Origin of the sequence: Kitasatospora sp. NPDC096140 (assembly GCF_040303045.1) — a bacterium.
Lineage (GTDB): Bacteria > Actinomycetota > Actinomycetes > Streptomycetales > Streptomycetaceae > Kitasatospora.
The window spans coordinates 169,691-185,381 of sequence record NZ_JBEOUW010000008.1; the positions used below are offsets into that span (position 1 = coordinate 169,691).

The window sequence follows — 15,691 nt, forward strand, 5'->3', positions numbered from 1 at the left end:
CGGGCGCCGGGCGCGCCGACGACCGGGAGGTCCCCGATGAACCGACGCTTCCTGCGACGCGTCGTCCCGCTGGTGGCGGCGATCGCCGCCCTGACCGCGGTCCCCGCCGCCTCGGTGGCCCAGACCACCCAGACCACCCAGACCACGCAAGCCGCTCAGGCCGGCCAGGCCGCCCCGACGTACGCCCACCGGCAGTTCGCCGTCGGCCCGCAGTACGACTCCACCCACGTCTACGTCGAACCGGGCACCGAGCAGGCGTTCGTCGCCTCCTGGGTGGCCACCTTCGGCGGGACGACGATCGGGCCCAACGCCACCCAGGTGACGCCCACGCCGAGCCGGACGCTCTCCGAGCTGGTGCTCTCCCCGGTCGGCACCCTGTCGGTGTTCGACTACACCACCCCCGTCCCGTCCCCGTTCGGCACCGAGCGCACCGGCTGGCTGGTGACCGACCTCGACCAGGCGGTCCGCGCCGCCCGGGCCGACGGCGCGGCCGTGACGGTGGCGCCGTTCGCCGACCCGATCGGGCGCGACGCCGTCGTGCAGTTCCCCGGCGGGATCAGCGCCCAGCTCTACGTGCACACCACCGCGCCGTCCTACCCCGCCCTGGCGAGCGTGCCGGAGAACCGGCTCTACCTCTCCCCCGACGCGGTCGGCGGGTTCCTGCGCAGCTACCTCGCCTTCACCCGGGGCCGGATCGTCTCCGACGACCGGCGGGCCGACGGCGCCGCGATCGGCCTGCCCGCCACGACGTACCGGCTGCTGACGCTCACCTCCGGCTTCGGCACCACCACCGTCGCCGTGACGGACGGCCACCTGCCGTACCCCTTCGGCCGGGAGCTCACCGGCTACGGCGTGCCGGACCTCGGGGCGACGCTGGAGCGGGCGAGGGCCGCCGGCGCGTCGGTGCTGTCAGGTCCGGTCACGGCGGGCGGCCGGGACAGCGCGATGGTGCGCTTCCCCGGCGGCTACGTCGCGGAGGTCCACACGGCCCGATGAGCGACGCCCGATGAGCGACGCCCGGCGAGGCGTCACCGGCACGGCGTCACCGGCACGGCGTGAACCGTGGCGAACGACCGGCCGTCCCGGTCGACCCTCCGGCGGGCCACCGGGCGCACACCCGCGCCCGGCGGCCCGCCGCTTCCGGTCCGGCCCGTCGGCTCAGACCGCGATGCCGTAGCCGGACGCGCGGGCCCCCGGAGCGGTGCCGGCGCCGGCACCCGTCCCGGCGTACGCCTGCCACTCGCGCGGCGAGAGCCCGTACACGGCCCGGAACGCCCGGCTGAAGTGACTGGCGCTCACGAAGCCCCAGCGGCTCGCCACCGCCGCCACGGTGGCCCGGCCGGCCGTCCGGCGGGCGAGGTCGCGGCGGCACATGTCCAGCCGCTGGCGCTGGATCCAGCGGGCCAGCGTGACCCCCTCGAAGCGGAAGAGCTTGTGCAGGTACCGCACGGACACGTGGTGGGCGGCCGCGATCCGCTCCGGGGAGAGGCCCGGGTCCCCGAGGTTGCGCAGGATGTGGTCCTTCACCCGGGCCAGGACGGCCAGGGCCGCCTCGGGGGCCTCCGCCAAGGACAGGCCGCGGCGCTCGTGGGCGAGCACCGCGAGCAGGTCGAGCGCCGTGGTGGCGAGCCAGCACGCGAGCTGGGGCTCCATCGAGCCGGCCGACCGCGAGAGGCACTCCAGGTACGCGGCCACCAGCCGGGCGGTGCCGTCGGCGCTGTCGAAGACCGTCGTGGTCAGCACCTTCAGGTCCTCGTCCGAGACGCCCACGGCCGTACGCGGCCAGTGCAGGGCGGTGAAGGCGAAGGCCTCCGGCAGCTCCTTGGCGAACGGCCGTCCGGCGTCGGAGACCGCGAACGTACCGGGCCGCAGCACCACCCGGTGGCCGTCCTGCTCCAGGCGGGCGGTGCCGCGGTGCTGGAGCGCCAGGGTGAGGTGGTCCTCCCCGCCGCGGGCGATCAGCCCGGCGCTGCGCTCGACCCGCTGCGGCCCGGCCTCCACCAGGGAGAGCTGCACGTCGCCCACGCGGTGGCTGGTGATCGTCGCGGGTGCGGGCGCGCGGTCGAGCAGCGCCACGTCGAGCGGGATGAAGGTGCGGGAGACGGCCTCGTGCCAGTACTCGGCGCGGTCGTCGGACGGTACGTCGGTGGTGTCGAGAACGACGGGCATCAGTGCTCCTCGGAGGGGGTCTGTCCGGTGGGGGTCTCTTCGGTGGGGGTCTGTCCGGTGGGGTGCCTCGGGCGGCGGGTCTCACCACGAACGGCTGTGCAGGGCCATGTGCACGGTGTCGACGACCTGGATCAGCGCGGCCCGGGCGGTGCCGGTGGGGCAGTGCCCGGCGAGCAGCAGGAAGCCGTGCACCACGCCCTGGTAGCGCGTGGCCACCACCGGAACGCCCGCCTCGCGGAGCCGGGCCGCGTAGGCCTCGCCCTCGTCGCGCAGCACGTCGGCCTCGGCGGTGACCACCAGTGCCGGGGGGAGCCCGGCGAGCCGGTCCAGCGGGGCGCGCAGCGGCGCGGCGGTCGGTTCGGCCCGCCCCCGCGGGTCGGGCAGGTAGTCGTCCCAGAACCGGCGCATGTGGTCGCGGTGCAGGAAGTAGCCCGTCGCGTAGCGGTGGTAGGACGGGGTGTCGAAGTCGGCGTCGGTCACCGGGTACAGCAGCACCTGGTGGAGCAGCGGGACGTCCCCGTGCTGACGGGCCAGCAGGGTCAGCGCCGCCACCAGGTTGGCCCCCGCGGACTCGCCGACGGCGACGATGCGGCGCCCGTCCAGCCCGATCCCGTGGCCGTGCTCGTGGATCCAGCGGGCCACCGCGAGACACTGCTCGACGGCCACCGGGTAGCGGGCCGCGGGCGCCCGGGCGTAGTCCACGTACACCACGGCGGCGTCGGTGCCCAGGGCGAACTCCCGGACCAGCCCGGCGTAGCAGGCGGCGTCGCCGAGCGACCAGCCGAGGCCGGGCAGGAACAGCACCACGGGGCTCGGCCCGACGGTGCCGGCGGGTCTGGTCACCTGGACGTGCACCCTCTCGGTCGGTCCGCAGGGCAGGGCGAGCCACTCCGTCGAGGTGCCGTGCGGGTCGTCCGGGTCCGGCTCCCCGTCGGGGCCCCGGTCGAGCCCGTCGTCCGGGCCGCCGTACGGCCCGTCGCCCGGTACCCCCGCCGGGCCGACCGGGACGTCCGCGCCGACCGCCGGGCCGTCCGGGGTGAGGAAGGAGAGGTCCGGCAGCGGTTCCGTCGCGGAGCGGCCGGCCCGGGCGTCCAGGAACTCCTGGAGCGCCCGGTCGAGCACCGGGCGCGGGTCGGACAGGGGGGTGGGGTCGGACAACGTCTTCGCTCCTGGCTTCGATCAGTGGGGCCGCACGGCATCGCGTGCGTCGCGGCGGGTGCCCGGTGCGTCGGGCGGGGCGGCCCCGCGCACCTCCCCCGGGGTGCGGCGGCGCCCCGCTCGACCGTACTGCCGGGGCGGTGGCCGCGGTGGACCGGCCCGGGCCCGGACGGCGGCCGGCTCGGCGGCCGGCCCTGCGGCTCGTCAACCGGCGGCTCGTCAACCGGCGGCACCGCCCGGGGCCTCCCGCCGCTCGCGCCACTCCCGGGGGGAGACGCCGAACGCGGCGCGGAAGCTCCGGCTGAAGTGCGCCGGATTGACGAAGCCCCAGCGCTGGGCCACCGCCGAGACCGTGGGCGCGGTGCGGCCGCGGCGGGCCAGCTCGCGGGCGCACGCCTCCAGTCGGCGCTGCTGGATGAGCCGGCTCACCGTCACCCCCTCCCCCTCGAAGATCCGGTGCAGGTAGCGCACGGAGATGTGGTGGGCGTGCGCGATCCGCTCGGGCACCAGCTCCGGTTCGGCCAGGTGCTGCTCGATGTACTCCCGCACCCGGCGGACCAGGTGCGCGTTCGGGGTGTCCGCCTCGCCGGCCGGACGGGCGTCGGCCAACTGGGCGACGAGGGTGCTCAGCAGGTCGGCGACGCTGCCGGCCAGCCGGTCGCCGACCGGGGCCGGGTAGGAGTGCGCGGAGGCGGCGAGGACGGCGAGGAACGGCAGGAGCACCGGTCCGCAGCCCTCCGTTGGGCCGAGGGCCGTCGCCGCCGCCTGGCGCAGGTCCCGCTCCGGCACGCCCAGCAGTCGGCGCGGCAGGTGGAACAGGTGGGTGCGGAAGCGCTCCGGGTAGTCGACGGCGTACGGACGCGCCGTGTCGTACACCACCAGGCCGCCCGGGGACACCTCCGCCCGACGCCCGTCCTGCTCCAGGACGGCCCGGCCCTCCTCCTGCACGCCGACCCCGATCTGCGGCTCACCGCCCGGGGCCCGCTCGATCAGCGCCGCCGTGCGGGAGAACCGGGCGGCGTCCGCCTCCAGCGTGGAGACCCGCACGTAGCCGAGCCGGTGGGAGACCAGCAGCCCGTCGAACGGCCGCGGGGTGAGCGGGTGCACCTCGACGGGGACGACCGTCCGCGACACCGCCCCGTTCCAGTACGCCGCCTTGTCCTCGTCCGCGACCGAAGCGGTCGTCACCCGCACGCCCATCTGCCCGCCCCTTCCGCCGATTCCTCGCGATCCCAGCCTGGGGCGGGTGGGCGGCGGACGGTTAGGTCATCTGACTGCTCTTTCCGGCAGTACCCCGCGGGGCCCACCGGGGCACCCGGGGCGGCGCCGGAACGGGCCCGGCCGGGCGGGCGTCAGCGCAGGTCAGACGCTGTCGGGTGCGGTGTCGAGCGCGTGGGCGAGCGCGGCCCGGGAGGTGATCCCGAGCTTCGGGAAGATCTTGTAGAGGTGGGCCGCGACGGTACGGGGCGACAGCTGGAGCCGACGGCCGATGTCCTTGTTGGTCAGACCGGTCGCGGCGAGCCGGGCTATCCGCAGCTCCTGGCCGGTGAGGCCGGACGGCGCTTCGGCCGGTGCCCCGGGCGGCGGCGCCACCGGGTCGCCGGCGGCCCGCAGCTCCGCCTCGCAGCGCTGCGCCCAGGGCTCCGCCTGCAGGCGGCGGAACACGTGGTGGGCGGCGCGCAGCGGCTCCCTGGCGCCGGGCCGGTGACGGCGGCGCAGCCACGAGCCGTGGGCGAGCCGCAGCCGGGCGAGGTCGAACGCCCACCGCTCCGCGCCGGGGACGGCGTACGCGGCCCGGTAGGCGGCGTCGGCGTCGTCGTCCTCGGCGGCCAGGGCGGCGGCGGCCGAGCATAGGAAGGCGTGGCGGTCGGAGATCTCGGCGGAGCGGGCCGCCCGCCCGGCCTCCAGGTGGGCCCGGGCCTCCTCGTGCCGGCCGGTGTGCACGGCGGCCGTGACCAGGTCGAGGACCAGCGCGTGGTGCCAGGGCGGGCCGCCGGGCAGCCGACCGGGCGGGGTGATCTCGCAGAAGTGCGCGTACGCCTCCTCGTGGCGCCCGTGGGCGAGCGCGGCCAGTCCGCGCAGGTGGGTGAGGCGGTCGAGGACGTAGCGCATCCGGGCCCGGGCGGCGGTCGGCCGGATGGCCCGTTCGACCTCCCGCAGGCCGGCCTCGTCGCCGCGGCCGGCCAGGAAGTGGGCGTAGTACTGGCGGAACATCAACGCGTTGGTGTGGTAGCCGAGTTCGTCGGCGATCTCGGCCTCGCGCAGGCAGACGGCGGCCTGGTCCCAGTGGCCGAGCAGGAAGTCCTGGTGGCACTTGGCCTTGGCGATCGAGCCCTGGGTGGCGAAGCCGTGCAGTCCGGTGAAGCGCTGCCAGAGGTCGCTGTCGGGGCAGTCGAGCGCCGAGGCGGTCCACAGCAGCAGCCAGGCCGCGCCGGCCTCCTGTTCCTCGGTCATGCCCTCGGCGACGGCCCGGAGGGTGGCGGTGGTGTCCGGGCCCGGGGCGGTCCAGGCCCGCAGGCACAGCCGGCCGGCCTCCGAGACCTCGCCGCGGTGCCGTTCCAGGGCCCGCCAGGCCCAGGGGTCGTCGGTGTAGGTGGCTGCCAGGAGCAGTTTGAAGAAGACCTGCTCGGTCAGCCCGCCGAAGGTGTCGGCGCCCGGGGCGGTGAGCGCGTCCAGGGCGGCGGGCAGCAGGGCGGCGGAGGACTCGAAGTCCACGTGGTGGCTCTGGTCGGCGTAGACGACCGCGTACGCGAACAGCGGGGCGGCGTCCTGCGGCACGCTGCTGCTCTTCAGCTCCTCCACCAGGGCGGCGGTGTGGCGCAGTTGCCCGCCGCGGGCCGACATCACCGCGGCCCAGGCGAGTCTGCGGACGCGGTCGCAGGAGCTGGGGCTGAGGACGGCGGCGCGTTCGAGCAGCAGGGCGCCCTCCGCGTCGCCGCCGCGGCGGGCGAGGTCGCGGCCGGCCTCCTGCAGGCGGTGTGCGAGGCCTTCGTCGGGCAGCAGGGCGGCGGCGGCCTCGTGGACCAGCCGCCGGGGGTCGTCCGGTGCGAGGGCCTCGGACAGGGCGCGGTGGGCCTCGCGGCGCGCGGTGTCGGAGGCCGCGGCGACGACGGCGGTACGGACCAGAGGGTGGCGGAACACCAGCTGGCCGGCCGGGTCCAGCCGGGCCAGGCCGGTCGCCTCGATCCCGTCCGGGATCTCCCCGGCGTCGCCGTCCGCGGCGGCGCGCAGCCAGCCGCCGTTGGTGAAGTCCGGGCCGGTGGCGAGGGCACCGAGCAGCAGGTAGCGGCCGACCTCGGGCGTCACCGCGTCCAGCCGGTCGGCGAACATCCGCTCCAGCTTCTCCCCGAGCGGCAGCCGTTCCGGCAGCGGGGCGGTCCCGCGCTGCTGGGCGGCCTCCAGCTGGCGCGGCAGTTCCACCAGCGCCAGGGGGTTGCCGGCCGCCTCCGCCAGGACGCGGTCCCGGGCGGCGGCCGCGAGTTCGGGGTGGTGGGTGCCCAGCAGCAGGGCCGCGTCCGTCCGGGGCAGGGCCCGGACCTCGACGGCCTCGGCCGACCAGGTCTGGGCGGCCGGTCCGTCCGGCCGGGTGGCGCCGACGATCACCACGGGCAGGTCGGCGCAGCGCCGGTGGAGGAAGGCGAAGACGGTCGCGCTCGACGAGTCGACCCAGTGCAGGTCGTCCAGGAGCAGCAGCACGGGGGCGGTGCGGACCGCCTCCTCCAGCAGTGTCAGGGCGGCGGCACCGACGGCGAAGCCGCTCGGGGTTCCGGCGCGGATGCCGAGCGCGCTCTCCAGGGCCTCCCGCTGGTGGGCGGAGAGGGAGGCGGAGCGCTGGAGCAGTGACCGGAAGGCCTGGTGGAGTGCGCCGAAGGCGAGGTCCGTCTCCGCTTCGGCGCCGACGGCCCGCAGGACGGTGAAGCCGCGTTCGCGCGCGGCGTGCTCCACCCAGGACAGCAGGGTGGACTTGCCGACGCCGGGCTCGCCGCGCAGCAGCACGGTGCACCCGCTGGCGCCGTCCTCGGCCTGCACCAGGGCGGCGGTGAGGAGCTCCGTCTCCCGCTGCCGCCCGACCACGGCCGGTCCCCGGCTGTCGTGCACCACTCTTCTGTTCCCCTCGCGTCGGTCCCCCCGCCACGGGAAACCAAGGTTAACGCCCGTCAGGACCAGCCGTTACCACGCTGGGTGTGGCCCCGACCACATGCGGCGACGTGCTCGCGGAGGCGGCCGGCCTCCCCGGCGGCGGCCGAACGTGTTCAGCCAACTCAAGGCGTTCGTCCGCCGTACAGCGGGCAGTCATGAGTGGTCCGCCGGGTGGTACCCCGCAGCCGCTGTCCTTGGGGTGCCGTCCTCCACCCCCGTCCTTCCAGAGGTCACCCACCCATGGCAGAGCTGAACCGCCGCCGTTTCCTCCAACTCGCGGGCGCCACCGCCGCGTTCTCCACGCTGTCGCAGAGCATCGCGCGCGCTGCGGCGATCGCCCCGCAGGGCGCCACCGGCACCCTCCAGGACGTCGAGCACATCGTCGTCCTGATGCAGGAGAATCGTTCCTTCGACCACTACTTCGGTGCGATGAAGGGGGTCCGCGGCTTCGGCGACCCCCGCCCGGTGACCCTCCCGAGCGGCAAGTCCGTGTGGCACCAGACGGACAGCGCCAAGAAGGAGGTGCTGCCGTTCCGCCCCCAGGTGAACGACCTGGGCATGCAGTTCGTCCAGGACCTCAACCACGACTGGGCCGGCGGCCACAAGGCCTTCAACAACGGCAAGTACGACCAGTGGGTCCCCGCCAAGACGGCCACCACCATGGCCTACCTGACCCGCCAGGACATCCCGTTCCACTACGCCCTGGCCGACGCGTTCACCCTCTGCGACGCCTACCACTGCTCGTTCATCGGCTCGACCGACCCGAACCGCTACTACATGTGGACCGGCTTCACCGGCAACGACGGCACCGGCGGCGGCCCCGTCCTCGGCAACCAGGAGGCCGGGTACGGCTGGACGACCTACCCCGAGCGGCTGGAGAAGGCCGGGGTCTCCTGGAAGGTCTACCAGGACGTCGGCGACGGCCTGGACGCGGCCGGCTCCTGGGGCTGGATCAGCGACGCCTACCGCGGCAACTACGGCGACAACTCGCTGCTCTACTTCAACAGCTACCGCAACGCCAAGCCCGGCGACCCGCTGTACGACAAGGCCCGCACCGGCACGAACGCCAAGGCCGGCGACGGCCTCTTCGACCACCTGCGCCGCGACGTCCAGGCCGGCACGCTCCCGCAGATCTCCTGGATCGCCGCCCCCGAGGCGTTCACCGAGCACCCCAACTGGCCCGCCAACTACGGCGCCTGGTACGTCTCCCAGGTGCTGGACGCGCTCACCTCCAACCCCGACGTGTGGGCCCGCACGGCGCTGTTCATCACCTACGACGAGAACGACGGCTTCTTCGACCACGTGGTGCCGCCGTTCCCGCCCTCCTCCGCCTCCCAGGGCCTGTCCACGGTGTCCACCACCGCGGACTACTTCGCCGGGAACATCTCCAACGCGGCCGGCCCGTACGGCCTCGGCCAGCGGGTGCCGATGCTGGTGGTCTCCCCCTGGAGCACCGGCGGCTTCACCTGCTCGGAGACCTTCGACCACACCTCGATCATCCGCTTCATGGAGCGCCGCTTCGGCGTACTGGAGCCCAATATCTCGCCCTGGCGGCGCGCCATCTGCGGCGACCTCACCTCCGCCTTCGACTTCACCGCCTCGAACACCGTCCCGGCCGCGCTGCCCTCCACCGCCGGCTACCTCCCGCCGGACCGCAACCGGCACCCCGACTACGTGCCCGCCCCGCCCGCCACCGGGACCATGCCGAAGCAGGAGGCGGGCTCCAAGCCCACCCGCCCGCTGAAGTACGCCCCGTCCGTGGACGGCGCGGCCGACACCGGCACCGGCAAGTACCGCCTCACCTTCAGCGGCGGCGCGGCGGCCGGCGCCCAGTTCCTGGTGACCTCGGCCAACCGCACCGACGGCCCGTGGACGTACACCGCCGAGGCCGGCAAGACGATCTCCGACGCCTGGAACACCACCTACTCCAAGGGCGTCACCGACCTCACCGTGCACGGCCCCAACGGCTTCCTGCGCCGCTTCCGCAATCCCGGCAAGACCGCCGGGCCCGAGGTCACCGCGCGCCACAACCCGACCACCGGCAGCCTCGACCTCACCCTCACCAACGCGGGCACCGCCGACGCCGTGCTCACCGTCGCCAACGCCTACGCCGGCACCCCGCAGACCGTCACGGTCCGCCGGGGCGCCACGGTCACGTACACCGTCGACCTGCGCAGCTGCCGCAACTGGTACGACGTGACGGTCACCTCCACGGCGACGGCCGACTTCGTCCGCCGCCTGGCCGGCCACGTCGAGACCGGCGCACCGGGCCTGTCGGACCCGGGCCTGCTCACCTACTGACCCGGGCCCGCCCACCTGCCGACCCGGCCGGCCCCGCACCGGCCCGACCCCGCCACCACCGACACCGGCGGCCCACCCCGGGCACCTCACCCGCCCGGGGCGGGCCGCCGGGCCCGGTGGCGGCGGCCATTCGGCGCAGTGCGACCCCGCACGGCGCGGGCCCGGCCCGACGGCGTGCCTATCGTGGGCGGATGACCGACCGTCGGACCGCCCGGCCGGCCGCGGGCCGCTTCCACTACCTGGTGGCCGCCGCCGCCTTCGCCGTCTGCATGACCGGCACCACCCTGCCCACGCCGCTCTACGGGCTCTACCAGGAGAAGATCGGCTTCTCCGAGCTGACGGTGACGGTGGTGTTCGCCGTCTACGCCTTCGGCGTCATCGGCGTCCTGCTGCTGATCGGCAACGTCTCCGACACCGTCGGGCGCCGCCCCGTCCTGCTCTGCGGGCTGGGGTTCGCCGCCGGCAGCGCCGCCGTCTTCCTCGGCGCGGACAGCGTGCCGCTGCTGCTCCTGGGCCGGCTGCTGTCCGGCTTCTCGGCGGGCCTGTTCACCGGCGCCGGCACCGCGTACGTGCTGGAGCTCGCCCCGCCCGGGCAGCGGGCCCGCGCGGGCTTCGTCGCCACCGCCGCCAACATGGGCGGCCTGGGCTTCGGACCGCTGCTGTCCGGCTTCCTCGCCGAGTACGCGCCGCGGCCGCTGGTCCTGCCGTTCGTCGTGCACCTGGTCCTGCTCGCGGTGTCCTTCGCACTCACCCTGCGCCTGCCGGAGACGGTCGCCGGGGCCCGCCCGCTGCGCACCGCGCGGCCCGACCGGCCGTCGCTGCCACCGGAGGTCCGCCGGGTGTTCGTCCCGGCCGGGATCGCCGCGTTCGCGGGCTTCTCCCTGCTGGGCGTCTTCACCTCGGTCAGCCCCGCCTTCCTCACCACCGACCTCGGCGTCGACAACCACGCCACCGTCGGCCTGATCGTCTCCTCCGCCTTCTTCGCCTCCACCCTGGGCCAGCTGGCGGTGCCCCGCCTGGGCACCGCCCGGGCGATCCCGCTGGGCTGCCTGGTGCTCATCGCCGGGCTGGCCCTGCTCGCCGCCTCACTCGCCTGGACCACCCTCGCGCCGCTGGTGCTCAGCGCCCTGGTCGGCGGCGCCGGGCAGGGCATGGGCCTGCGCGGCGCCGTGGGCGAGATCGCCGCGGCCAGCCCGGCCGAGCACCGCGGCGGCGCCCTGTCGGCGCTGTTCGTGGTCGCCTACTTCGGCATCTCGATCCCGGTCATCGGGGTGGGCCTGCTCAGCGAGCCGGTCGGCCTGGCCGACGCCGGCCTGGTCTTCGCCGCCTGCATGGCCGTCCTGGCCGCCGCGTCCGGCGCCTACCTGGCGCGCCGGGCGAGCGCCGGGACCTGACCCCGTGTTCCGCCTGCCGGTGCTTGCCGCCCGGGCCCGGGACCGATAGACACGGTCCCGACACTGAGCGTGACATCCGGAGGTCTCCGCCATGAGCGTGACGAGTCGGTACAGGGACGCCTGGGAGGGCTTCTGGCGCGACGCGCCCGAGGAACCGGGCGCGGTGATCTGGGACGCCGAACCGGCCGTCACCGCGGAACGCCACCTCGTACTGTTCCGCCCCCACCTCGCCGACCCGGAACTGCCCCTCGTCGACCTGGGCTGCGGCAACGGCACCCAGACCCGCTTCCTCGCCGACCGCTTCGCACGCGTCCTCGGGGTCGACCTGTCCGTGGCCGCCCTCGACCACGCCCGGCGCCGGGACCCGGCCCGGCGGGCCGGGTTCGCCCAGCTGGACGCCACCGACGCCGACGCCGTCCGGGCGCTCCACGAGCGTCTCGGCGACGCCAACGTCTACCTGCGCGGCGTGATCCACCAGAGCGAGCCGGCCGACCGCCGGCCGGTCGCCGAGGCCGTCGCCGCGCTGGTCGGCGAACGCGGCCGGGCCTTCCTGGTCGAACTGGCCGAGTCCGCCAAGAAGGTCCTCGCCGACCTCGCCCACGACCCCGCCGGGCCGCCGCCGAAGCTGCGCCCGGTCTTCGCACACGGCCTCGCCCCCGCCGAGGTCGCCGACGCGGCCCTCACCGAGCTGCTGCACACGGCCGGCCTCACCGTGCTCGCCTCCGGCGACCTGCCGCTGGCCACCACGGAGTCCGCCCCCGACGGCCGGCCGATCGAACTCCCGGCCCGGTGGCTCGTCGTGGGCGCCGGACCGGGCCACCCCTGAGTCACCGCCGATCACCCTTACCACGGCGCGTCGCCGGGCCCGACCGGCTAGCCTGGACCGCTTCCGAGACCGACACCCGTCCGAGGAGCACAGCGCCGTGTCCGACAGCTTCGCGCATCTGCACGTCCACACCGAGTACTCGATGCTGGACGGTGCGGCGAAGAACGGGAAGCTCTTCGCCGAGGCGCAGAGACAGGGCATGCCCGCCATCGCGATGAGCGACCACGGCAACATGTTCGGGGCGTACGAGTTCTTCCACGCGGCCGCCAAGACCGACGTGAAGCCGATCATCGGCATCGAGGCGTACGTCGCACCGGCCTCCCGCTTCCTGAAGAAGCAGGTGTTCTGGTCGCCCGGCGGCCAGCGCCCGACCGGCGCCGACGGCGAGGGCGGCAAGGACGTCTCCGGCGGCGGCCGCTACACCCACATGACCATGTGGGCGCAGAACGCCACCGGTCTGCGCAACCTGTTCAAGCTCTCCTCGCTCGCGTCGATGGAGGGCTACTACATGAAGCCCCGGATGGACCGCGAGCTGATCGCCGCCAACGCGACCGGCATCATCGCCACCACCGGCTGCCCCTCCGGCGAGGTGCAGACCAGGCTGCGCCTCGGCCAGTACGAGGAGGCGGTCAAGGCCGCCGGCGCCTACCAGGACATCTTCGGCAAGGAGAACTACTTCCTGGAGCTGATGGACCACGGCCTGGACATCGAGAAGAACGTCCGCGAGGACCTGCTCCGCCTGGCGAAGCAGCTGAACATCCCGCTGCTGGCCACCAACGACTCCCACTACGTGACCGCCGACCAGGCCGACGCCCACGACAGCCTGCTCTGCGTCGGCGTGGGCAAGAACAAGGACGACCCGAACCGCTTCAAGTTCCAGGGCACCGGCTACTACGTGAAGACCGCCGAGGAGATGCGCGAGCTCTTCCGCGAACTGCCGGAGGCCTGCGACAACACCCTCGCGATCGCCGAGCGGATCGAGTCGTACGAGGAGGTCTTCACCTACGTCGACCGGATGCCGCAGTTCGACGTGCCCGAGGGCGAGACCCAGGCCTCCTACCTGCGCAAGAAGATCGAGATCGGGCTGCAGCACCGCTACGGCGACAGCCCCAGCCAGGAGGTGCTCGACCGGATCGAGCTGGAGATGGGCGTCATCACCCCGATGGGGTTCGACGCCTACTTCCTCGTGGTCGCCGACATCTGCCAGTACGGCCGGGACAACGGCATCCCGGTCGGCCCGGGCCGTGGTTCGGCGGCCGGCTCGATGGTCGCCTACCTGACCGGGATCACCCAGCTGGACCCGCTGGAGCACGACCTGCTCTTCGAGCGCTTCCTCAACCCCGAGCGCATCAACCCCCCGGACGTCGACATCGACTTCGACGACCGCCAGCGCGACCAGATGGTCCGCTACGTGACCGAGAAGTACGGCGCCGCCTACACGGCCCAGGTGAACACCTTCGGCACCATCAAGGCCAAGGCCGCCGTGAAGGACGCCAACCGCATCCTCGGCTACCCGTTCGCGATGGGCGACCGGATCACCAAGGCGATGCCGCCGGACGTCATGGGCAAGGGCGTGCCGCTGGCCGACCTGTTCGACGAGAAGCACGCCCGCTACAACGAGGGCACCGAGATCCGGGCGCTCTACCAGAACGAGCCCGACGTCAAGAAGATCATCGACACCGGGCGCGGCATCGAGGGCCTGATCCGCGGCACCGGCGTGCACGCCGCCGCCGTCATCCTCTCCTCGACCCCGCTGCTCGACCTGATCCCGCTGCACATGCGGGACAAGGACGGCGTGATCATCACCGGCTTCGACTACCCGTCGTGCGAAGCCATGGGCCTGATCAAGATGGACTTCCTGGGTCTGCGGAACCTGGGCATCATCGACCACTGCATCAAGATCGTGAAGGCCAACCGGGGCATCGACGTCGACATCGAGAAGATCCCGATCGACGACCCCACCACGTACCAGCTGCTGGCCCGCGGCGACACCCTGGGCGTGTTCCAGCTCGACGGCGGCCCCATGCGCGCCCTGCTCAAGCTGATGAAGCCCACCGAGTTCGCCGACATCTCCGCCGTCTCCGCGCTGTACCGGCCCGGCCCGATGGGCATGAACTCGCACACCAACTACGCGCTGCGCAAGAACGCCCAGCAGGAGATCATCCCGATCCACCCCGAGCTGGAGGAGCCGCTCAAGGACGTCCTCGGCCCCACCTACGGCCTGATCGTCTACCAGGAGCAGGTCCAGCGAGCCGCCCAGGTGCTGGCCGGCTACTCGCTCGGACAGGCCGACCTGCTGCGCCGCGCGATGGGCAAGAAGAAGAAGGAGGTGCTGGAGAAGGAGTTCGTGCCCTTCCACGCGGGCTGCAAGGAGCGCGGCTACTCCGACGAGGCGATCCAGGCGGTGTGGGACGTCCTGGTCCCGTTCGCCGGCTACGCGTTCAACAAGTCGCACTCCGCCGCGTACGGCCTGGTCTCGTACCAGACCGCCTACCTGAAGGCCAACTACCCCGCCGAGTACATGGCCGCGCTGCTCACCTCGGTCGCCGACGACAAGGACAAGATGGCGGTCTACCTGGCCGAGTGCCGGCAGATGGGCATCAAGATCCTCTCCCCCGACGTCAACGAGTCGGTGGTCGACTTCACCGCCGTCGGCAGCGACGTCCGCTTCGGCCTCAAGGCGGTGCGCAACGTCGGCGTGCCGGTGATCGAGTCCCTGGTCGGCACCCGCGCGGAGAAGGGCAAGTACACCTCCTTCGCCGACTTCCTGGACAAGGTCGAGCTGGTGGTCTGCAACAAGCGCACCGTCGACTCCCTGGTCAAGGCGGGCGCCTTCGACTCGCTCGGCCACACCCGGCTCTCGCTCAGCACCGTGCACGAGAACGCCATCGACGCCGTCACCGGGGTGAAGAAGCAGCAGGCCATCGGCCAGGACGACCTGTTCGGCGCCCTCGACGACGGCACCGACGGCGGGCCCGCCATCGGCCTGGACTTCCAGCTCACCGACAACGAGTGGCCGCGCCGCCAACTCCTCGCCCTGGAACGCGAGATGCTGGGCCTCTACGTCTCCAGCCACCCGCTCGACGGCGCCGAGCACATCCTCTCCCAGAACCGCGACACCTCGATCGCCGAACTCCTCGGCTCCGGGCGCTCCGAGGGCGAGGTCCGCCTCTCCGGCCTGATCACCGGCGTCGACCGGCGCATCAACAAGGCCGGCAACGCGTGGGCGATCATCACCCTCGCCGACCGCGACGGCTCGGTCGAGGTGCTGTTCTTCCCCGCGACCTACAACCTGATGGCCGAGCAGATGATCGAGGACAACGTCATCTCGATCCGCGGCCGCCTCAACGAGCGCGACGGCTCGCTGAGCGTCTTCGGCCAGGAGATCACCACTCTCGACGTCTCCTCCGCCGAGCTCGGCACCAAACCGCCCGTCCAGATCACCGTCCCGGCCTCCCGGATCACCCCCGAGGTGGTCGCCGAACTCAAGCTCGCCCTCCAGGCCCACCCCGGCGACGTCCCGATCCGGCTGCTCACCACCAACTGGGACAAGAGCACCCTCTACGAGCTGGGCTTCCGGGTGAACCCCGACAACGGGCTCGCCTCGGACGTCAAGACCCTCCTCGGCAACCGCGCCTGGGCCGGCGCGGCCACCCGGGCCTGAACCCCGGACGGCCGTTCTCCTGCCCGGGCAGGAGAACGG

Annotated in this window: 9 protein-coding genes; 5 read left to right on the forward strand and 4 right to left on the reverse strand. The window is 73.7% G+C overall.

Annotation, left to right across the window (positions count from 1 at the left end; translation table 11 throughout):
- The first annotated feature begins 36 nt into the window (after positions 1-36).
- The gene (locus tag ABT048_RS10760) at positions 37-996 is read left to right on the forward strand and encodes a VOC family protein (protein WP_350520992.1); all 960 of its coding nucleotides are present in this window, start codon (positions 37-39) and stop codon (positions 994-996) included.
- A gap of 162 nt (positions 997-1,158) precedes the next feature.
- On the opposite strand, the gene ABT048_RS10765 is transcribed toward ABT048_RS10760, so the two are convergent.
- From ABT048_RS10765 to ABT048_RS10780, 4 genes are all read right to left on the reverse strand, one after another.
- Positions 1,159-2,169: an AraC-like ligand-binding domain-containing protein gene (locus ABT048_RS10765; RefSeq protein WP_350520993.1), complete on the reverse strand. Its 1,011-nt coding sequence runs from the start codon at positions 2,167-2,169 to the stop codon at positions 1,159-1,161.
- A gap of 81 nt (positions 2,170-2,250) precedes the next feature.
- Entirely contained in the window at positions 2,251-3,327 is a 1,077-nt protein-coding gene (locus ABT048_RS10770; protein ID WP_350520994.1) for an alpha/beta hydrolase, read from the reverse strand.
- A 219-nt stretch (positions 3,328-3,546) separates the two neighbouring features.
- Entirely contained in the window at positions 3,547-4,527 is a 981-nt protein-coding gene (locus ABT048_RS10775; RefSeq protein WP_350520995.1) for an AraC-like ligand-binding domain-containing protein, read from the reverse strand.
- A gap of 162 nt (positions 4,528-4,689) precedes the next feature.
- Positions 4,690-7,425 carry an ATP-binding protein gene (locus ABT048_RS10780; RefSeq protein WP_350520996.1) on the reverse strand — a complete coding sequence of 912 codons (2,736 nt, stop codon included), beginning with the start codon at positions 7,423-7,425 and terminating at the stop codon, positions 4,690-4,692.
- Between the two features lie 282 nt (positions 7,426-7,707).
- Between ABT048_RS10780 and ABT048_RS10785 the strand changes: the two genes are divergently transcribed.
- From ABT048_RS10785 to dnaE, 4 genes are all read left to right on the forward strand, one after another.
- A complete protein-coding gene (locus ABT048_RS10785; RefSeq protein ID WP_350520997.1) occupies positions 7,708-9,768 on the forward strand; it encodes a phosphocholine-specific phospholipase C in 2,061 nt (686 codons plus the stop codon).
- A gap of 191 nt (positions 9,769-9,959) precedes the next feature.
- The gene (locus tag ABT048_RS10790) at positions 9,960-11,162 is read left to right on the forward strand and encodes an MFS transporter (RefSeq protein WP_350520998.1); all 1,203 of its coding nucleotides are present in this window, start codon (positions 9,960-9,962) and stop codon (positions 11,160-11,162) included.
- Positions 11,163-11,253: 91 nt separating this feature from the next.
- The gene (locus tag ABT048_RS10795) at positions 11,254-11,988 is read left to right on the forward strand and encodes a class I SAM-dependent methyltransferase (protein WP_350520999.1); all 735 of its coding nucleotides are present in this window, start codon (positions 11,254-11,256) and stop codon (positions 11,986-11,988) included.
- A 97-nt stretch (positions 11,989-12,085) separates the two neighbouring features.
- Positions 12,086-15,652 carry a DNA polymerase III subunit alpha gene (gene dnaE / locus ABT048_RS10800; protein WP_350521000.1) on the forward strand — a complete coding sequence of 1,189 codons (3,567 nt, stop codon included), beginning with the start codon at positions 12,086-12,088 and terminating at the stop codon, positions 15,650-15,652.
- Positions 15,653-15,691: the final 39 nt, after the last annotated feature.

Coding starts and splice junctions, on each gene's coding strand:
- ABT048_RS10760 (WP_350520992.1), top strand. CDS start 37: ATGAACCGACGCTTCCTGCGACGCGTCGTCCCGCTGGTGGCGGCGATC.
- ABT048_RS10765 (WP_350520993.1), bottom strand. CDS start 2,169: ATGCCCGTCGTTCTCGACACCACCGACGTACCGTCCGACGACCGCGCC.
- ABT048_RS10775 (WP_350520995.1), bottom strand. CDS start 4,527: ATGGGCGTGCGGGTGACGACCGCTTCGGTCGCGGACGAGGACAAGGCG.
- ABT048_RS10785 (WP_350520997.1), top strand. CDS start 7,708: ATGGCAGAGCTGAACCGCCGCCGTTTCCTCCAACTCGCGGGCGCCACC.
- ABT048_RS10790 (WP_350520998.1), top strand. CDS start 9,960: ATGACCGACCGTCGGACCGCCCGGCCGGCCGCGGGCCGCTTCCACTAC.
- ABT048_RS10795 (WP_350520999.1), top strand. CDS start 11,254: ATGAGCGTGACGAGTCGGTACAGGGACGCCTGGGAGGGCTTCTGGCGC.